General features: G+C 70.7%; 17 protein-coding genes and 1 tRNA gene. 1 reads left to right on the plus strand and 17 read right to left on the minus strand.

Annotated elements, in window-relative coordinates; all coding sequences use genetic code 11:
• Positions 1–51: 51 nt before the first annotated feature.
• The 7 genes from QM611_RS11565 to QM611_RS11595 all read right to left on the minus strand — a co-directional run bounded on the left by QM611_RS11565 (position 52) and on the right by QM611_RS11595 (position 7,992).
• Positions 52–123 (minus strand) — tRNA-Gln (locus QM611_RS11565).
• 192 nt (positions 124–315) lie between these two features.
• The gene (gene gltX / locus QM611_RS11570; protein WP_415080067.1) at positions 316–1,833 is read right to left on the minus strand and encodes a glutamate--tRNA ligase; all 1,518 of its coding nucleotides are present in this window, start codon (positions 1,831–1,833) and stop codon (positions 316–318) included.
• A 258-nt stretch (positions 1,834–2,091) separates the two neighbouring features.
• Positions 2,092–3,327: an MFS transporter gene (locus QM611_RS11575; RefSeq protein WP_415080068.1), complete on the minus strand. Its 1,236-nt coding sequence runs from the start codon at positions 3,325–3,327 to the stop codon at positions 2,092–2,094.
• The gene (locus QM611_RS11580; RefSeq protein WP_415080069.1) at positions 3,324–4,091 is read right to left on the minus strand and encodes a fumarylacetoacetate hydrolase family protein; all 768 of its coding nucleotides are present in this window, start codon (positions 4,089–4,091) and stop codon (positions 3,324–3,326) included. Before QM611_RS11580 ends, QM611_RS11575 begins: the two co-directional genes overlap by 4 nt.
• A gap of 94 nt (positions 4,092–4,185) precedes the next feature.
• Complete coding sequence (locus tag QM611_RS11585) at positions 4,186–5,292, minus strand: branched-chain amino acid aminotransferase (protein ID WP_415080070.1); 1,107 nt, start codon at positions 5,290–5,292, stop codon at positions 4,186–4,188.
• 48 nt (positions 5,293–5,340) lie between these two features.
• Positions 5,341–6,390, minus strand: a complete 1,050-nt coding sequence (locus QM611_RS11590) for a 3-isopropylmalate dehydrogenase (protein ID WP_415080071.1) — start codon at positions 6,388–6,390, stop codon at positions 5,341–5,343.
• 51 nt (positions 6,391–6,441) lie between these two features.
• Positions 6,442–7,992, minus strand: a complete 1,551-nt coding sequence (locus tag QM611_RS11595; RefSeq protein WP_415080072.1) for an MFS transporter — start codon at positions 7,990–7,992, stop codon at positions 6,442–6,444.
• Between the two features lie 96 nt (positions 7,993–8,088).
• Between QM611_RS11595 and QM611_RS11600 the strand changes: the two genes are divergently transcribed.
• Positions 8,089–8,634 (plus strand): TetR/AcrR family transcriptional regulator, encoded by a 546-nt coding sequence (locus QM611_RS11600; protein ID WP_415080073.1) that lies wholly within the window; start codon positions 8,089–8,091, stop codon positions 8,632–8,634.
• Positions 8,635–8,767: 133 nt separating this feature from the next.
• Here the strand turns inward: QM611_RS11600 and QM611_RS11605 are convergent, their stop codons facing one another.
• From QM611_RS11605 to QM611_RS11650, 10 genes are all read right to left on the minus strand, one after another.
• Entirely contained in the window at positions 8,768–9,226 is a 459-nt protein-coding gene (locus QM611_RS11605; RefSeq protein WP_415080074.1) for a DUF2867 domain-containing protein, read from the minus strand.
• Positions 9,227–9,229: 3 nt separating this feature from the next.
• Entirely contained in the window at positions 9,230–10,834 is a 1,605-nt protein-coding gene (serA, locus tag QM611_RS11610) for a phosphoglycerate dehydrogenase (protein WP_415080075.1), read from the minus strand.
• 36 nt (positions 10,835–10,870) lie between these two features.
• Positions 10,871–11,221 carry a bacitracin resistance protein gene (locus QM611_RS11615; protein ID WP_415080076.1) on the minus strand — a complete coding sequence of 117 codons (351 nt, stop codon included), beginning with the start codon at positions 11,219–11,221 and terminating at the stop codon, positions 10,871–10,873.
• A complete protein-coding gene (locus QM611_RS11620) occupies positions 11,218–11,784 on the minus strand; it encodes a DNA polymerase III subunit gamma/tau (protein WP_415080077.1) in 567 nt (188 codons plus the stop codon). The genes QM611_RS11615 and QM611_RS11620 overlap by 4 nt, the downstream gene beginning before the upstream one ends.
• A 113-nt stretch (positions 11,785–11,897) precedes the next feature.
• Positions 11,898–12,998, minus strand: a complete 1,101-nt coding sequence (ilvC, locus tag QM611_RS11625) for a ketol-acid reductoisomerase (RefSeq protein ID WP_415080116.1) — start codon at positions 12,996–12,998, stop codon at positions 11,898–11,900.
• Positions 12,995–13,504, minus strand: a complete 510-nt coding sequence (gene ilvN, locus QM611_RS11630) for an acetolactate synthase small subunit (RefSeq protein ID WP_415080078.1) — start codon at positions 13,502–13,504, stop codon at positions 12,995–12,997. The genes ilvC and ilvN overlap by 4 nt, the downstream gene beginning before the upstream one ends.
• A 3-nt stretch (positions 13,505–13,507) precedes the next feature.
• Positions 13,508–15,313 (minus strand): acetolactate synthase large subunit, encoded by a 1,806-nt coding sequence (locus tag QM611_RS11635; RefSeq protein ID WP_415080079.1) that lies wholly within the window; start codon positions 15,311–15,313, stop codon positions 13,508–13,510.
• Positions 15,314–15,360: 47 nt separating this feature from the next.
• Positions 15,361–17,082, minus strand: a complete 1,722-nt coding sequence (ilvD, locus tag QM611_RS11640) for a dihydroxy-acid dehydratase (RefSeq protein WP_415080080.1) — start codon at positions 17,080–17,082, stop codon at positions 15,361–15,363.
• Positions 17,083–17,091: 9 nt separating this feature from the next.
• Positions 17,092–17,901, minus strand: a complete 810-nt coding sequence (otsB, locus tag QM611_RS11645) for a trehalose-phosphatase (protein WP_415080081.1) — start codon at positions 17,899–17,901, stop codon at positions 17,092–17,094.
• Positions 17,898–19,316, minus strand: coding sequence for an alpha,alpha-trehalose-phosphate synthase (UDP-forming) (locus tag QM611_RS11650; RefSeq protein ID WP_415080082.1), 1,419 nt, complete (start codon positions 19,314–19,316; stop codon positions 17,898–17,900). The genes otsB and QM611_RS11650 overlap by 4 nt, the downstream gene beginning before the upstream one ends.
• Between the last annotated feature and the right edge of the window lie 34 nt (positions 19,317–19,350).

The raw sequence follows: 19,350 nt of genomic DNA on the forward strand, positions 1-19,350 counted from the left end.
CCAGGAACCATGAAACTCCTCCGATTCCCGCGGAATCTGAGGAGTTTTGCGCTGGGGTACCTGGACTCGAACCAAGAACAACTGAACCAGAATCAGCCGTGTTGCCAATTACACCATACCCCAAGGGCTCGGCCGGAGCCGTGCCGAAGGTCTAGTCTAGACGACCTCTTGAGCGCGGCCAAACCGCTTGGCCGTTTGGTGCGGCACAGGCGTTTCGTCTCGCTTCGCTCGCTCAACGACCGGGGTAGCCCTTCGACAAGCTCAGGGGCCGGGGCTCGCTCAGGGGCCGGGGCTCGCTCAGGGGCCGGGGCTCGCTCAGGGGGCGAGGTCGGCGACCAGAGCGGCGAGGCGGCGGATCGACTCGCGCTTGCCGAGCAACTCCATCGACTCGAACAGCGGCGGCGACACGCGACGTCCACTCAACGCCACACGCAACGGGCCGTACGCGACCCGCGGCTTCAGACCGAGGCCGTCGATCAGCGCGGCAGACAGTGCCTCCTGCACGACCGCGGCCGTGAACTCCGCCTCAGGCACCAGCTCGAGCGCGCCAACCGACGCGACAAGCACTTCCCCCGCATTCGCGGGCAGCGATGTGCGCGCGTCATCCTCGACAACCACGTCCGTCGTGAACAGGAACCCGAGCATGCCCGGCACATCGCCGAGCAGCTGCACGCGCTCCTGCACGAGCGGGGCCGCCGCCGCGATCAAGCCCCGCTGCGCCTCCGTCGGCGGATCGGCGACCACGCCGGCATCCACCAGATACGGCACGATGCGCTCGGCGAAGTCGGCGGGCTGCAGCATCCGGATGTGATCGCCATTGATCGACTCGGCCTTCTTCTGGTCGAACCGCGCGGGGTTGGGGTTGACGTCGACGATGTCGAACGCGGCGGTGAACTCGTCGAGCGAGAACACGTCGCGATCGGCCGAGAGCGACCAGCCGAGCAGCGCCAGGTAGTTCAGCAGCCCCTCGTGGATGAATCCCTTCTCGCGCTGCAAGAACAGGTCGGCCTTCGGGTCGCGCTTGGAGAGCTTCTTGGTGCCGGTCTCGCCCAGCACGAGCGGCATGTGCCCGAAGCGGGGCACGAAGTCGGCGACGCCGGCGTCGATGAGCGCCGCGTAGAGGGCGAGCTGGCGAGCAGTGGATGGCATGAGGTCCTCGCCGCGGATCACATGCGTGATGCCCATCAGAGCGTCGTCGACGGGGTTCGTGAACGTGTACAGCGGCTGTCCGCCCGCGCGCACGACGACGAAGTCGGGGAACGACCCGGCAGGGAAAGTCACCTCGCCGCGGATCAGGTCGACGTACGTGACATCCTCGTCCGGCACGCGCAGCCGCCACGCGGGCTCGCGGCCCTCGGCTCGGAAGGCGGCCTTCTGCTCGTCGGTCAAGCCACGGTCGTAGTTGTCGTAGCCGAGCTGCTTGGCACGCCCCGCCGCCTCGTTGCGGGCGTCGATCTCGGCCGCCGTCGAGTACGACTCGTACACGGCGCCCGACGCGACGAGCCGCTCGAGCACGCCCGCGTAGATGTCGCCGCGTTGCGACTGGCGGTACGGCGCGTGCGGGCCGCCGACCTCGACGCCCTCGTCCCAGTCGATCTTGAGCCACGTCAACGCGTCGACAAGCTGGCGGTAGCTCTCCTCGCTGTCGCGGGCGGCATCCGTGTCCTCCACGCGGAAGACGAGCTTGCCGCCCGTGTGGCGCGCGTACGCCCAGTTGTACAGCGCCGTGCGGACCATGCCGACGTGCGGCAGGCCGGTCGGCGAGGGGCAGAACCGCACGCGCACGTCGGCGCCGGTCGCGGTCGTGGTGCGGGGATCGGGTGCAGCAGGCATCCCTGCGATTTTACGCGTCACGCGCGCTGCTTCTTGCGCGCGGACTCTTGCGCGCCGGCGCGCGGGCGAAGGTGGCGGGCTTTGCCGCATCCCCTCCCCCGTTGCGGCGCGACACGCCACTTCCGCGTCGGGCGCTGCGGCGCGCAGACAGCGAAGGTAGCGCGTCGGGTCGGGTCAGGAGAAGGGATGCGGCGCAACCCGCCACCTTCACACAAGGGCGTGGGCGCCCCAGACAAGCACCACAGCGCACTCAGAGAGTCAGCGCCGCGCGAAGGGCGTGAGCACCACCACGAGGGCGACGATCACCAGGCCGCACAGCGCGAGTCCGCCGTAGCCGAGCCCGCCGAGCAGCACGCCGGCGCCGATCGCGCCCAGCGCGGCGACGAGGTTCATCGCCAGGTCGCTGCGCCCCTGCCGCCGAGTGCGGTGGGATTCCGACGACGCCTCGGTGAGCAGGGCGGATGCCGACACGGTCGACGCGCTCCAGCCCAGGCCGAGCAGCGCGAGGCCGATCGTGACGGCCGACGTGGAGTGCTGCCCGAACGACGCCGTGAGCAGCGCCGCGATCAGGAGCACCTGGCCGATCAGGATCGTGGTGATGCGGCCGAGCCGGTCGGCGAGGACGCCGAACACCGGCGACAGGCCGTACATGCCCGCCACGTGCAGGCTGATCGCGATGCCCACGACGTTCAGCGACTCGCCGTGGTGCACGAGGTGCACGGGAGTCATCGCCATGACCGACACCATGACGCCGTGCGCCGCGGCGATCGTGATGATGGCGTAGCGGGCGAGCCGCGGGCGGTCCTCGCGCGCGACGCGGGTCGCGTCCACTGTTTCCGCGCGCACGAGGTGCTGCGCGAGCAGCAGCGGGTCAGGCCGCAGCGCGACGAGGTAGAGCGCGATCGCCAGCAGCTGCGCCGCGATCGTGAACAGGTACGGGCCCGTGAGCGACGGCATCCCGACCAACTGGCCGAGCGCCTCGCCCGGCCCGACGAGGTTGGGCCCGGCCACCGCGCCGATCGTCGTCGCCCACACCACCACCGAGAGGTCGCGGCCGCGCGAGGAGTCGGTGGCGAGGTCGGCCGCCGCGAAGCGCGTCTGCAGGTTCGCGGTCGACCCCGCCCCGATCAGCGCGAACCCGAGCAGCAGCAGCGGGAACGACCTGAGCGCGGCTGCGGGCACCACCACGACGACACCGGCGAGCGCGATCATCATGCCGATCGACAGCGCCCACCGCCGCCCGCTGCGTTGCGCAAGCCGCGCGAGCGGCACCGCGAGCGCGGCGGTGCCGAGCGTCACGAGCGCGAGCGCGAGGCCCGACAGCGAGTCGTCGCCGGAGATGCGGCTGGCAAGCACCGCGCCGAGCGACGCCGTCGCGCCGAAGGCGATGCCGCCGAGGATCTGCCCGGTCGAGAGCACCCAGAGCGTGCGAACGCGAATGCGGTGCAGCGCGTCGGCGGTGGGCGCGGATCCCGTGGCCGGCGGCGCGGTCATGCGTCGCGGACGGTGTTGCGCAGCAGGCCAAGTCCCGTGATCTCGACCTCGACGACGTCGCCGGCTGCCATCGGCCCGACGCCGGCGGGCGTTCCGGTGAGGATCGCATCCCCCGGCAACAGCGTGAACGCCGCCGACGCGTACGCGATGATGTCGGGCACAGAGTGCACCATGTCGGTCAGCGGCGCCTGCTGGCGCACCTCGCCGTTCAGCCGCGTGGTGAGCACGGCGTCGCCGGCGGGGTCGAACTCCGTCTCGATCGCCGGCCCGAGCGGGCAGAACGTGTCGAACCCCTTCGCGCGCGACCACTGGCCGTCGCTGCGCTGCAGGTCGCGGGCTGACACGTCGTTGCCGATCGTGTAACCGAACACGTGCTCGAGCGCGCGCTCGGCGGGCACGTTCTTGGTGATCCGGCCGATCACGACCGCGAGCTCGCCCTCGAAATCGACCTGCGCCGACTGCGGCGGCCGCGCGATCGCGTCGCCCGGGCCGATCACCGCGGTGTTCGGCTTGAGGAACAGCAGCGGCTCTGCCGGCGCCTCGTTGCCGAACTCAGCGGCGTGCTCACGATAGTTGCGACCGACCGCGACGACCTTCGAGCGCGGGATGACGGGGGCCAGCAGCGCCACGTCGCCCAGCGGCACGCGCTCGCCCGTCGTCTCGAACCCGGCGAACATCGGGTCGCCGGCGAGCACCACCAGCTCAGCGTCGTCGACGATGCCGTAGCGAATGGCGTCTTGGTGGCTGAACCTCGCGATCCTCACTCGCCCCAGCCTACGGCGCTGCGACGACAACCGCGCTGGCGGAGCAGGTCAACCCCCGGCGTCACCACCAGGTCACGCCGCGCACGACTTCGCCCTACGCGTCCAGGCGCACCAGCCAGCCGTGCTTGTCCTCACGGCGGCCGTACTGGATGTCGGTGAGCTCTTCGCGCAGCGACAGCGCGAGCTCGCCAAGGGGCTGCTCCTCGACGAAGCCGGCGCCCTTGAGCGTGCCGATCGGTGCGACGACGGCGGCCGTGCCGCACGCGAACACCTCGACGATGTCGCCGGACGCGACGCCCTGGCGCCACTCATCGAGCGACACCGGCCGAGCCTCGACCTTGTGGCCGCGGTCGCGAGCGAGCTGCAGCAGCGAGTCGCGCGTGATGCCCTCGAGGATCGAGTCGGACTGCGGCGTGACGATCGTGCCGTCCTTGTGCACGAACACGATGTTCATGCCGCCGAGCTCCTCCACGTGGCGGTCCTGGTCGAGGAAGACGACCTGGTCGCATCCCTGCTCGTACGCCTCGGCCTGCGGCAGCAGGCTGGCCGCGTAGTTGCCGCCGGTCTTCGCCGCGCCCGTTCCTCCCTTGCCGGCGCGCGAGTACTGCTCGCTCAGCCAGATCGAGACCGGCTTCGCGCCGCCTGTGAAGTACGGACCGACCGGCGACGCGATCAGGTAGTACGCGACCTTGTGCGCGCCGCGCACGCCGAGGAACGCCTCCTTCGCGAACATGAAGGGCCGCAGGTACAGGCTCTGGTCGTCGCCCGCGGGCACCCAGTCGCCGTCGACGGCGATGAGCTCGCGCAGCGACTGGATGAAGTACTCCACCGGCAGCTCGGGCAACGCGAGCCGCCGCGCGCTGCGCTGCAGGCGCCGGCCGTTCTGGTCGGGCCGGAACGTGTGCACCGAGCCATCCGCGTGCCGATACGCCTTGATGCCCTCGAAGATCTCCTGTCCGTAGTGCAGGACGGCCGCGGCGGGGTCCAGGGCGATCGGGCCGTACGGCTGCACCCGCGGGCGGTGCCAGCCGCCGCGGACCGACCAGCAGATGTCGACCATGTGGTCGGTGAACGTCGTGCCGAAGGCGGGGTCGCGCAGCAGCTGTTCGCGCTCTTCCGGCGACTTCGCCCTCAGGTTCTTGGTGACGGCGAACTCGAGCGGGGCGAGTCCGGCGTCGGGGTGGGAGTCGATGAGTGTCATGTCACGTCCTGAACGGGTCTTCGCGGGCCGGGCCCGCGTGTGTCAAGGCTACGCCCGAAGCCGGTCGACGATCGCGTCGCCGATCTCGGTCGTGGTGCGGTCGGCGCCGCGGCTCGCGATGTCGTCCTCCACCGCGCGGGTGACGCGGGATGCCTCGTCGCGCAGCCCGAGATGGTCGAGCAGCAGGGCGACGGAGAGGATCGCGGCCGTGGGGTCGGCCTTCTGCTGTCCCGCGATGTCGGGCGCCGAACCGTGCACGGGCTCGAACATCGACGGGAACGCGCCGTCCGGGTTGATGTTGCCGGATGCGGCGAGGCCGATGCCACCGGTCACGGCGCCAGCCAAGTCTGTGAGGATGTCGCCGAAGAGGTTGTCGGCGACGATCACGTCGAAGCGGCCCGGGTTCGTGACCAGGAAGATCGTCGCCGCGTCGACGTGCAGATAGTCTACAGCCACATCGGGGTGCTCGGCGGCCACCGCGTCGGTGATCCGCTTCCACAGCGCTCCCGCGCTGACGAGCACGTTCGTCTTGTGCACGAGGGTGAGCCTCTTGCGCCGGCGCTCGGCGAGCGCGAACGCGTAGCGCACAACGCGCTCGACGCCGTACGCGGTGTTGACGCTCAGCTCGTTGGCGACCTCGTGCGGCGTGCCGGCGCGCACGACGCCGCCGTTGCCGACGTACGGCCCCTCGGTGCCCTCGCGCACGACGACGAAGTCGACCTCGCCCGGGTCGGCGAGAGGCCCGGGCGCGCCCGGGTACAGCTTGGCGGGCCGCAGGTTGACGTAGTGGTCGAGGTCGAAGCGCAGCTTCAGCAGCAGGCCGCGCTCGATGTTGGCGTTCTTCAGCCGCGGGTCGCCGGGCACTCCCCCGACCGCGCCCAGCACGATCGCGTCGTGCGCCTTGATGGCGTCGAGGTCGGCGTCGGTGAGCGTGTCGCCAGTCTCCAGATAGCGGCCCGCGCCGAGCGAGAACCGGGTCTTCTCGAACTGGATGTCGGAGCCCGCGGTGACGGCGTCGAGCACCTTCTCCGCCTCGGCGACGACCTCCGGGCCGATGCCGTCACCGGGGATGACGGCAAGCTTCACGACACGCGACATGGCACTCCTGGGTTGGGGTCGGGGTTGCATCCCAGAGTAGTCGCCGCGGCTTCAGCGGCGGCGGTCGGGGCCGCTGCGCAGCGTCGTGGCCGCGACCACGGCGGCGACCACGACGAGGCCGGCGCCGATGAGCGAGGTGACGAGCACGCCGCTGCCGAAGGCGGTGGCCGCTGCTTCGGCCAGCGCGGCGCCGAGGCTGCCGCCTGCCGCCTCGGCGGCCTGCGCCGCGCCGGCGAGCGTCTCCTGGGCGGCGGTGGCCGCATCCGCATCGATCCCCGCTGGGACGACCAGGTTCGCGCGGTAGACCGCGGTGAGCAGCCCGCCGAGGATCGTCGTGCCGAGCACGGCGCCCAGCTCGTACGCCGTCTCGGAGACGGCGCTGGCCGCTCCCGCCTTCGCGGGCGGGGCGCTGGTCAGGATGAGCTCGTTCGACACGGTCTCGGCCATGCCGATGCCGACGCCGAGCGACACGAACGCGGCCAACACAACGCTGACGCTGCCGGCCGAGAAGGCGATCGCGAGGTAGCCCCCGACCGAGAACACGAGCGCGGCGGGCACGAGAACGTGCGGCGGCACGCGCCGGGAGATCGGCACGACGACCAGGCCCGCCACGATCATCGTCGCAAGGCCCGGCACGAGCACGAGGCCCGCCTGCAGCGGGCTGAGCCCGACGACGAGCTGCAGCTGCTGCGCGACGAAGTACAAGAAGCCGACGAGCGCGACGACGCTCAGCAGGTTGACCAGCAGCGCGCCGCCGAACGTGCCGCGACGGAACAGGCGCATGTCGAGCAGCGGCACGTCGAGCAGCAACTGGCGGCGGACGAACAGGATGCCGGACGCCACGCCGACGACGACCAGCGCCGCGACCGTCGCGGTCGGGCCGTGCACGGCGAGCTCTTTGATGGCGTAGACGACCGGGGCCATGGTCGCCAGCGACAGCAGCATGCTGACGACGTCGACGCGGCCGGGCTTCGGGTCGCGGGTCTCGGGCAGCAGGATCGGCGCGAGCACGAGCAGGGGCACGAGCACCGGCGCCGAGAGGAGGAACACCGCGCCCCACGCGAAGTGCTCGAGCAGCAGTCCGCCCACGATCGGGCCGAGCGCGGCGCCGGCGGAGAAGGCGGCGGCCCACACGGCGACGGCGAGGCGGCGCTGGTCGCGGTTGAGGAAGATCGTGCGCAGCAGCGACAGCGTCGACGGCATCAGCATGGCGCCGAACACGCCCATCGCGGCGCGCGCGGCGATGAGCAGCCCGGCGGTGGGCGCGAACGCGGCGAGCACCGACACGGCGGCGAAGCCGCTCGCCCCGATCAGCAGCATCCGCCGACGGCCGAAGCGGTCGCCAAGCGTGCCCATTGTGACGAGCAGGCCGGCCAGCACGAGCGGGTAGGCGTCGACGATCCACAGCTGCTGCACGCTCGTGGGCTGAAGGCTCTGCGCGATCTGCGGCAGGGCGAATGCGAGCACGGTGTTGTCGACGGAGACCAGCAGTGCGGGCAGCATGAGCACCGCGAGCGCGGCCCAGCCGCGCCATCCCACCTTCGGTCCGGTCTGGGTCTCGAGGGTTCGGGTCGTGATGCGGGTGATGGTGCCGGTGCTCATGGTGCTGTCTGGGTGTCGTTTCGGAGGACTTTATCTAAACCGTCCAGCCGGTATAGTATCAGGCTCGGCTGGGCGCCAGCCGAGTACCCTCGACGCATGAGCCGTCCTCCCCTGGCCCGCGAGAAGGTCCTCGACGCGTTCGAGCGGATCCTCGTCGCCGACGGCGAGCGGGCGGCGACGATGGATGCCACAGCGCGCCGCGCGGGCGTGTCGAAGGGCGGGCTGCTGTACCACTTCGCGTCGAAAAGCGCGCTGGAGGCCGGGCTCATCGAGCGGCTCGGCGCGCTGGTCGACGACGACATCGCAGCCATGACGTCGGCCGAGGGCGGCCCGATCGCGTACTTCCTGCGCTCGTCGGCCACCGAGAACGACCCGCTCGACCGCGCGATCACCGCCGTGTCGCGCCTCGCGCAGGGCGGCAACGCGGCGGCGGGAGGGATGCTGCGCGACATCCGCGACCGGTGGGCAGACGCCATCCGGCCCCACACGAAAGACGACGCGGCCCTCGACCTCGTGATGCTCGTGGCCGACGGCCTGTACTTCAACAACGCCCTGGAGGGCGGCAGCATCCCCGGCCCCGTTCCCACGGGAGCCGCGATGGACGCGCTCATCGCCCTGGTCGAGACGGCGGCCCGGCGCTGACGGCGGCCCGGCCCGTCGGAGCTGCCCCGAGTCGGCTCCGCGTGCCGCGCGGAGGGGATGTGCCCGGCGGAGGATCAGCCCGAGGTGTTCAAACCTCCCGCCGGCACATCTCCTCCGCCCGGCACGTCGGCGGTCAGCGGGCGGAGAGGATGCGGCGCGCTCCGCGCATCATCGCGTGCACGACGATCGGATGCGCCAGCGAGACCGGCGTGAAGTAGACGCGGCCGCGCCAGTCGTTGAATGTGACGATCGTCGTCAGCCGCACGACGCTCGCCGCGGCATCCACCGCGACGCCGCAGCGGAAGCTGAGGTGGGCGTCGTCGAACGCGATGAGCGCCTCGTCGCCGACGACGTCCCGCACCTCGAACACGCCCTTCGGGGCCGAGCGCAGTCCGATGAGCGGGGCGAGCGCCATCCTCAGGCCCATCGCCGCCTGCACCCACGCCGGCGCAGCCGCGCGGGAGAACACCGTCTCCGCCCACACGCGCGGGTCGTCGGTCGTTGCCGGCGGCTTGCTGACCAGCACGACGTCGCCGTAGTCGAATCGGCCGACGCCGTCGAGCGCCAGGCTGCGGAACGCCGGTTCGACCATCGGCTACTCGTCGGTGATCTCGATCTGGCGGAACAGGTCGCCCCCGACCGCCTCGCGCATCGCGTCGAGGATGTGGTCGGGCACCGGCGAGTCGACGGTGAGCACCGACAGGGCGCGGCCGCTGGCGTCTTGGTGCGCGACCTGCAGGCCCGCGATGTTGATGTTAGCGTCGCCGAGCAGCTTGCCGTACAGCGCGACGATCCCGGGCCGGTCGGCGTAGCGCATCACGACGTGGTAGCGCTCGAACGGCACCTCGATCTCGTAGCCGTTGATGCCGACGACCTTGGGCACCATGCGCGTGCCGGCGAGCGTGGCGGCGACCGTGAGCACCGTGCCGTCGGCCAGCGTGCCGCGCAGGATCGTGATGTTGCGGTACAGCGGGCTGTCTGACTCGACGATGAGCCGCGTCTCGATGCCGCGCTGCTCGGCGAACAGCGGCGCGTTCACGTACGAGACCGTCTCGCTGACGATGTTGGTGAAGATGCCCTTGAGCGCGGCGAGGCGGTAGACGCTGACGTCGTAGTCGGCGAGCTCGCCGCGCACCTCGATGTCCAGGCTCGTGAGCGCGCCGTGCGCGAGGCCGGCGAAGAACTGGCCGAGCTTCTCCACGAGCGCGATGCCCGGGCGCACGAACGGGTCGATGACGCCGCCGGCGACGTTGACCGCGTCGGGCACGAGGTCGCCCTCGAGCGCGAGCTTGACCGAGCGGGCCACCGACACGCCCGCCTTCTCCTGCGCCTCAGCGGTCGACGCGCCGAGGTGCGGAGTGACGACGACGTTGGGCAGGCCGAGCAGGCGATGCGCCGATCCGCCCTCGACCGGAGGCTCGCTCGTGAACACGTCGAGCCCGGCGCCAGCAATCTGGCCGGCCACGAGCGCCTCGTACAGCGCGTCCTCGTCGATGAGCCCGCCACGGGCGACGTTGACGACGTACGCGGTGGGCTTCATGGCGCGCAGCTGCGCGGCGCCGATCATGCCGGTCGTCTCGGGCGTCTTCGGCATGTGCACGGTGAGGAAGTCGCTCTGCGCCACGACCTCGTCGAACGACAACAGCTCAACGCCCAGCTGCTGTGCGCGCGCCGGAGTGACATACGGGTCGTAGCCGACGACCCGCATGCCGAACGCCCGCAGCCGCTCGGTGATGAGGCCGCCGATGCGGCCGAGGCCCATGATGCCGACGGTCTTCTCGAACAGCTCCGTTCCGGTGTAGGCGCTGCGCTTCCACGCGCCGCCGGCGAGCGACGCGTCGGCGGCGGGGATGTGGCGGGCCAGGCTGAGAATGTGGCCGATCGTGAGCTCGGCGGCCGAGATGATGTTGGATGTCGGCGCGTTCACCACCATCACGCCCGCGGTCGTGGCGGCCTTGATGTCGACGTTGTCGAGTCCGACGCCGGCGCGCGCGACGACCTTGAGCTTGGGCGCGGCGGCGAGCGCCTCGGCGTCGACCCGGGTCGCCGAGCGGATCAGCACCGCGTTCGCGTCGGCGAGGGCCGTCAGCAGAGCCGGGCGGTCGGCGCCGTCCACGGTGCGGATGTCGAAGTCGGGGCCGAGGGCCTCGATCGTGGCGGGCGAGAGTTCTTCGGCGATGAGCACAACGGGCTTGGACACTCGTCCTAGCCTACCGGGGGCGGCAGGGCCGCAACGTCAGCTGCCGAGCAAGGATCCGCCGTACGCGTACGCGTACGCGAGAACGTTGATCCAGAACGCTGCGACCAGGCAGAGACCGGCGAACAGGACGGCCGCGAACGGCAACGCGCGCCTGCGCCATCCCACGGCGAACGCGATCGCGTACACGACGATGGGAAGCAGCACGGCGATAAGCAGCACGGTCCAACCGAGGCCATTGATGCCGAGAACACCGGATGCCTGGTATACGAGCAGCGTGACCGCGTTCCACACGACATACGCGTAGAACAGCCCGAACCCGCCGGCGATCGTGGCGACGGCCCACACCGGGAGTACCCGACCCGCGCGCGGCTGCGCAGTCTCAGTCATGTTCCGACCACCCCTGTCATAACGAACGGCCACGGCACCAGCAGCAGGGCTCCGACGAGCAGCAACGCCCACCGCAGCCACGGGCGCGACCTGGCGGTGAGCCAGTACACGGTCCCGAACCAGACTGCCGGCGCGAGCACGGCCAGCCAGACCGCGACGAGATTTCCCACCATCCACACCGGCGACGCGTTGCCGTCGGGGGCGACGAGGAAGCCGGCGACCGGATGCAGGCGCAGCCCGCCGATGAGCCAGCCGATCGCGAAGAGCATGTACACGCCGCCGAGCACGCCAAGGCCGATCAGTGCGGCGTTGCCCATCGGAGCCTTGGCGGCCGGCACGACGACCGTGCCGTCCTCTTCGATGTGGCCGACGGTGTCGCTGCCCTTGCCGACGGCGTGGAATCCCTCGGGCAGGGCGACAGGCTCGGGGTCGGGCGCGTCGGGCTCCGTGTCGGACGCGACCGGCGTCGCATCCCGCTCCTCTGCCCCCGCGTGCCCGCCCGGCAGCAGCGTCGGATCGTCGTCGCCCTCCCACGAGAAGGCGTCGTCGTCGCGTCCGGTCACTCCGTCAGCGTACCCGGCGCCGGCCGCGCCCGAATGTCGGAGCAAGACGCGAATGTCGGAGGATTCGCGGGGAATCCTCCGACATTCGTGCGAGTCTCCGACGTTGCGGGAGGTCAGCGCGCAGCCGAGCCCTCCACGTAGCCCTCGTCCTGCTGCTTCCACGCGAACAGGGCGCGCAGTTCCTTGCCCACCTCTTCGATCTGGTGCTGGGCGGCCTTCTCGCGCAGCGCCATGAACTCGGGGGCGCCGGCGTCCTGGTCGGCGATGAAGCGGGTCGCGAACGCACCGGACTGAATGTCGGCGAGCACGCCCTTCATGTTCTCTTTGACGCTCGGGTCGATCACGCGCGGGCCCGAGACGTAGTCGCCGTACTCCGCCGTGTCGGAGACCGACCAGCGCTGCTTGGCGATGCCGCCCTCCCACATCAAGTCGACGATGAGCTTGAGCTCGTGCAGCACCTCGAAGTACGCGATCTGCGGCTGGTAGCCGGCCTCGACAAGCGTCTCGAACCCGTACTGGATGAGCTGCGAGACCCCGCCGCACAGCACCGACTGCTCGCCGAACAGGTCGGTCTCGGTCTCCTCGGTGAAGGTGGTCTGGATGACACCGGCCCGCGTGCCGCCGATCGCCTTGGCGTACGCCTTCGCGACATCCCACGCCTGGCCCGACGCGTCCTGCTCGACGGCGATGATGTCGGGGATGCCGCGGCCGGCGACGAACTCGCGGCGCACCGTGTGGCCGGGGGCCTTCGGCGCGACGAGGATCACATCGACGCCCTCGGGCGCCTGGATGTAGCCGAAGCGGATGTTGAAGCCGTGCGCGAACGCGAGGGTCTTGCCCGCCGTCAGGTGCGGCTTGATCTCGTTGTTGTAGATGCCGCGCTGGTGCTGGTCGGGCGCGAGGATCATGATGAGGTCGGCCCACTCGGCGGCATCCGCGACGGTCTTGACCTCGAAGCCGTCCTCCTGCGCCTTCGGGGCGGACTTCGAGCCCTCCTTGAGGGCGATGACGACCTCGACGCCCGAGTCGCGCAGGTTCTGCGCGTGGGCGTGGCCCTGCGAGCCGTAGCCGACGATCGCCACCTTCTTGCTCTGGATGAGCGAGAGGTCAGCGTCGTCGTCGTAGAAGATCTCGGCCATGGTTCGTTTTTCTCCTTGAGTTGGATTTCGGTCGTTGAGCGAGCGAGCGAGGCGAAGCGCTCGGTGTGTTGTCAGCCCCGCAGCACGCGTTCGGTGATGGACTTGCCGCCGCGCCCGATGGCGAGCAGGCCCGACTGGGCGAGCTCTCGGATGCCGAAGGGCTCGATGGCGCGCAAGAACGCCTCCACCTTGCCCTTGTCGCCCGTGATCTCGACGACCAGCGCGTCCGGCGCGTAGTCGACGATCTGCGCGCGGAACAGCCCGACGACCTCGAGCACGTTCGAGCGGGTCTGGTTGTCGGCGCGCACCTTGATCAGCATGTGCTCGCGCTGCACCGAGGTGGCCGGGTCGAGCTCGACGATCTTGAGCACGTTGACGAGCTTGTTCAGCTGCTTGGTCACCTGCTCCAGCGGCAAGTCCTCGACGTCGACGACGACCGTGATGCGCGACAGGCCGGGCACCTCGGTCACGCCCACCGCGAGCGACTCGATGTTGAAGCCGCGACGGGCGAACAGCCCCGCGACGCGGGTGAGCAGGCCCGGCTTGTTCTCCACGAGCAGGCTCAGCACGTGTGACGACATGGCTCAGTCCTCCTGCTCGTCGAAGGCGGGCGCGTGGTCGCGCGCGTACTGCACGTAGCTGTTGCTGACACCCTGCGGCACCATCGGCCACACCATCGCGTCGGCGCTCACCACGAAGTCGATGACGACCGGGCGGTCGTTCGTCTCCAGCGCCGTCCGGATCGCGGCATCCACGTCCTCCTCCTTCTCGACGCGGATCGCGAGGCAGCCGTACGCGTCGGCGAGCTTGACGAAGTCGGGGATGCGCGCGGTGCCGTGGCCGGTCTCCAGATCGGTGTTCGAGTATCGGCCGTCGTAGAAGAGCGTCTGCCACTGGCGCACCATTCCGAGGCTCGAGTTGTTGATGATCGCGACCTTGATCGGGATGTTGTTGATCGCGCAGGTGGCCAGCTCCTGATTGGTCATCTGGAAGCATCCGTCGCCGTCGATCGCCCACACCACGCGGTCGGGCTGGGCGACCTTGGCGCCCATCGCCGCGGGCACGGCGTAGCCCATCGTGCCGGCGCCGCCGGAGTTCAGCCACGCGTTCGGGCGCTCGTACTGGATGAACTGCGCCGCCCACATCTGATGCTGTCCGACGCCCGCGGCGTACACGCCCTCGGGGCCGGTCAGCTGGCCGATGCGCTGGATGACGTGCTGCGGCGACAGCAGTCCGTCGCTGGTCGGCGCGTAGCCGAGCGGGAACTCCTCGCGCAGGCCGTCCAGGAACGACCACCACTCGGCGATGTCGGGCTTGGCGCCGGCCGACGCGGCGCGGAAGGCGGCATCCAGGTCGACCAGCACCTCGTGCAGGTCGCCCACGATCGGCACGTCCGCCGCGCGGATCTTGGAGATCTCGGCCGGGTCGATGTCGACATGCACGACCTGCGCGTGCGGGGCGAACAGCGCGGCCTTGCCGGTGACGCGGTCGTCAAAGCGCGCCCCGAGCGAGACGAGGAGGTCTGCCTCCTGCAGCGCGAGGACGGCGGGCACCGTGCCGTGCATGCCCGGCATGCCGAGATGCTGCGGGTGCGAGTCGGGGAACGCGCCGCGCGCCATCAGCGTCGTGACCACCGGCGCGCCGGTGCTCTCGGCGAGCGTGCGCAGCTGGTCGGCCGCCCGTGCGCGAATGACGCCGCCGCCCACGTACAGCACGGGCTTTTTCGCGGTCGCGAGCAGCTGCGCGGCCGCCTGGATCTGCTTGCCGTGGGCCTTGGTGACCGGGCGGTAGCCGGGGAGGTCGACCTTGGGCGGCCACACGAACGGCGCTTCGTTCTGCTGCGCGTCCTTGGTGATGTCCACGAGCACGGGGCCGGGGCGACCGGTGCCGGCGATCTCGAACGCCGCCGCGAGCGCGGCCGGCACGTCTTCGGCGCGCTTGACGAGGATCGAGTGCTTCGTGATCGGCATCGTGATGCCGACGATGTCGGCTTCTTGGAACGCGTCGGTGCCCATCAGGTTCGAGAAGACCTGCCCGGTGATGCACACGATCGGCACCGAGTCCATGTACGCGTCGGCGATCGCCGTGACGAGGTTGGTCGCGCCCGGCCCCGACGTCGCGATCGCGACGCCAATGCGGCCGGATGCGGCGGCGTAGCCCTCCGCGGCGTGCCCAGCGCCCTGCTCGTGGCGCACGAGGATGTGGCGGATGTCGGACGTGTCCATGAGCGGGTCGTACACCGGGAGGATCGCACCCCCCGGCAGCCCGAACACGTCGGTGACGCCCAGCATCTCCAGGGAGCGGACGACCGCCTCGGCGCCCGTGAGCACGGGCGCGGACGCGGTGCGAGCGGGTGGCCGGGGAACGGCCGTGGCGGTATCGGCGGACATGATGAAGGGTCCTCGTTCTCAAGAAAGCGGATAGGGATTGTGCCGGACTAGCCCGTGACCGCGCCCTCCGCAGCGGAGCGCACGAGACGGGAGTACTTGGCCAGGACGCCACGGGTATAGCGCGGGGGAAGCGGCTCCCACCCGGAGCGGCGGGAGTCGAGCTCAGCCTCATCGACGAGTAGGTCGAGAGCGCGAGCCGCGATATCGACCCGTATCAGATCACCATCGCGCACGAAGGCGATGGGACCAGCGTCCACCGCTTCGGGTGCTATGTGGCCGATGCACAGGCCGGTTGTGCCGCCGGAGAATCGACCGTCTGTCAAGAGTAGTACATCTTTCCCGAGGCCGGCTCCCTTGATGGCGGCGGTGATGGCGAGCATTTCCCGCATCCCGGGGCCGCCCTTGGGGCCCTCGTAGCGGATGACGACGACGCTGCCGGCCTGGATGTCGCCGGCCGCGAGCGCGTCGATCGCCGCGCGCTCGCGCTCGAACACGCGCGCCGGCCCCTCGAAGACGGAGGCGTCGAATCCGGCCGTCTTCACGACCGCGCCCTCGGGTGCGAGCGAGCCGTGCAGGACCGTGAGGCCGCCGGTGGCGTGGATGGGGTCGTCGAACCCGTGGATCACGTCGCCGTCGATCGGGTCGGGGTCGAGCTCGCGCATGTTCTCGGCGAGGGTCTTGCCCGTCACGGTCAGCGCGTCGCCGTGCAGCAGGCCCTCGTCGAGCATCGCCTTCATGATCACCGGGATGCCGCCGTGCTGGTCGACGTCGTTCATGACGTACTTGCCGAACGGCTTCATGTCGGCCACGTGCGGCGTGCGGTCGCCGATGCGGTTGAAGTCATGCAGGCTGAGCTCGACCTCGGCCTCGTTTGCGATCGCGAGCAGGTGCAGCACGACGTTGGTCGAGCCGCCGAGGGCCATCGCGAGCGCGATCGCGTTCTCGAACGCCTCCTTGGTGAGGATGTCGCGGGTCGTGATGCCCTGTCGGAGCAGGTTCACCACGGCCTCGCCCGAGCGGTGCGCGAAGTAGTCGCGGCGGCGGTCGGCGGCAGGCGGTGCGGCCGACCCGGGGAGGCTGAGCCCGAGCGCCTCGGCGACCGAGGCCATCGTGTTGGCGGTGTACATGCCGCCGCACGCGCCCTCGCCAGGCGCGAACGCGCACTCGATGCGCTTGAGTTGCTCCGCGGTGATGCGGCCGGCCATGCACGCGCCGACGCCTTCGAAGGAGTCGATGATCGTGATCTCCTTCATCGACCCGTCGGGCTGCTTCACGAATCCGGGCGCGATCGAGCCGGCGTAGAGGAACACGCTGGAAAGGTCGAGCCGCGCGGAGGCCATCAGCATCCCGGGAATCGACTTGTCGCATCCCGCCAGCAGCACCGTTCCGTCGAGGCGCTCGGCCATCACGACGGTCTCCACCGAGTCGGCGATGACCTCGCGGCTGACGAGCGAGAAGTGCATGCCCTCGTGGCCCATCGAGATGCCGTCCGACACCGACACCGTTCCGAACTGCAGCGGGTAGCCGCCGCCGGAGTGCACGCCCTCCTTCGCCCCCTGCGCGAGGCGGTCGAGGCTCAGGTTGCACGGGGTGATCTCGTTCCAGCTCGACGCGATGCCGATCTGCGGCTTGTCCCAGTCGTCGTCGCCCATGCCGACCGCCCGCAGCATGCCGCGCGACGTCGTGGCCTCGATGCCGTCGGTGACGACGCGGCTGCGCGGCTTGATGTCGATCACGGTCGGTTCGTTCGGTGCGGAGCTTTCGGGCATCTTGAAAGTCTATTCCCGCGGGGCGATTTCCTGGGCGTCCGCGCGGCGGCGGGCGAGCTCGGCGAGGAAGGCCGCGAAGGCCGGGATGCCGCCGACGCTCACCGTGGCGGCCGTGGGCCGGTCGCCGACGTGCACCCCGATGTCGCCGGGGCCGAGGCTGCGCAGCGCGTCCTCGTCGGTGACGTCGTCGCCGGCGAACAGCACGCTCGTGGCATCCACTCTCTCGCGCAGAGCCGCGACCGCGCTGTCTTTCCCCTCGTACCGGAAGGAGTACTCGACGATGTCGTGGCCGGTGCGCCGGCGCCAGTGCGGGGCGGCGGCGCGCACGAGGGCGTCGACGAGGGCGTTGGCCGTCGCCGCGCCGTCGGGGTCGGCGAGCCGCGTGTGCACGCACAGCCCGAAGGCCTTCGGCTCGATCCACGCGCCCTCCACACCCCGGACGCCGGCCTCGGCGTCGGCGCACAGGCGGTCGCGCAGCGCCAGGTCGGCGGCGTCGTCGTCGAGCTCGGCGGCGCCAGAGCCGGGAAACCAGTACTCCGCGCCGTGCGAGCCGGCCAGCGTCACAGGAGAGTCGTCGGCGTGCTCGGCGATGACCCGGAGGTCGGCGAGGGTGCGTCCGGACACGAACGCGACCGCGACATCCGGGAGGCGGGTCAGCGCCTCGATCGCGGCGCGCGCGTCGGGGTGCATCCGCGCAGCCATCGGCTGGTCGACGAGAGGCGAGAGCGTGCCGTCGAAGTCGCACGCGACGAGCAGCCGCTCAGCCGCTGCGAGCCGGCGCAGCGCCGCCTCGAGCTGCTCGGGAGTCGAGGCCGTCACTCCCGATCGGCTCCCTCGCTCATCGCCCGGCGGGCCGCCAGCGCGTCGAGGAACGAGCGCGACCACGCGTTGACGTCGTTGTCGAGCACTTTGCGGCGCAGCGCCCGCATGCGCCGGCCCTGCTCGGCGCCGGTCATCGCGATGGCGCGCATGATCGTCTCCTTGAGGGCGTCGATGTCGTGCGGGTTGACGCGCAGCGCCATGCCGAGCTCGTCGGCCGCGCCGGCGAACTCGCTCAGCACGAGCACGCCGCGGTTGTCGATGCGGCTGGCGGCATACTCTTTCGCGACGAGGTTCATGCCGTCGCGCAGGGCGGTGACGAGCATGACGTCGGCGGCGAGGTACAGGGCGACCATCTCCTCGCGCGGGTAGCCCTGGTGCAGGTAGCGGATGGCGGTGTGCCCGAGCGTGTCGTGGTCGCCGTTGACGCGCGCGACGGTCAGCTCGATCTCGTCGCGCAGCTGCATGTACGCGTCGACGCGCTCGCGGCTGGGGCTGGCGACCTGCACGAGCGTGACGTCCTCGACGTTCAGCCGCCCCTCGTCGAGGAGCTCGCCGAACGCCTTGATGCGGTGGCGGATGCCCTTCGTGTAGTCGAGCCGGTCGACCCCGAGCAGGATCTTGCCGGGGCCGCCGAGGCCGGAGCGGATCTCTCGCGCCCGCTCCTGCACCTCGGGTCGGCGCGCAATGTCGGCGTACGACTCGGCGTCGATCGAGATCGGGAACGCCTTGGCCAGCACGGTGCGCGCGGGCGCGTCGGACTGCGGCACGTGGATGCCCGACGCCTTGGTCTGGTAATGGAACAGTCGTCGCACCGCTCGCGCGAAGTTGCCGGCGTCGGCCACGCGCTGGAAGCCGACCACGTCGGCGCCGAGCAGGCCCTCGAGCACCTCGCGCCGCCACGGCAGCTGCGAGTACAGTCCGTATGCCGGGAACGGAATGTGGTGGAAGTAGCCGATCGTGAGGTCGGGCCGCTCGGCCCGCAGCATCGCGGGCACGAGCTGCAGCTGGTAGTCCTGCACCCACACCGTGCCGCCCTCGGCCGCGACGGCCGCGGCCGCCTCGGCGAAGCGCCGGTTGACCCGCACGTACGCGTCCCACCACACCCGGCGGTAGCGCGGGGCGGCGATGACGTCGTGGTACAGCGGCCAGATCGTGTCGTTCGAGAAGCCCTCGTAGTACAGCTCGACCTCGTCGGCGCTCAGCGTCACGGGCACGAGCCGCACGCCCTGGAAGTCGAACGGCTCGAGCTCGAGGTCGGCCTGGCCGGGCCAGCCGACCCACGCGCCCTCGGCGCGGCGCATGACCGGCTCCAGAGCGGTGACCAGGCCGCCGGGCGAGGTGCGCCATCCACCCTCCCCGTCCCGGTCGACGGGCAGGCGGTTCGCGACCACGACCAACTCGGCTTCAGTCACGCGGACTCCTCACGACGGGGACCGTCCCAGGCTA

It is taken from the genome of Microbacterium sp. (assembly GCF_047606685.1).
Lineage (GTDB): Bacteria > Actinomycetota > Actinomycetes > Actinomycetales > Microbacteriaceae > Microbacterium.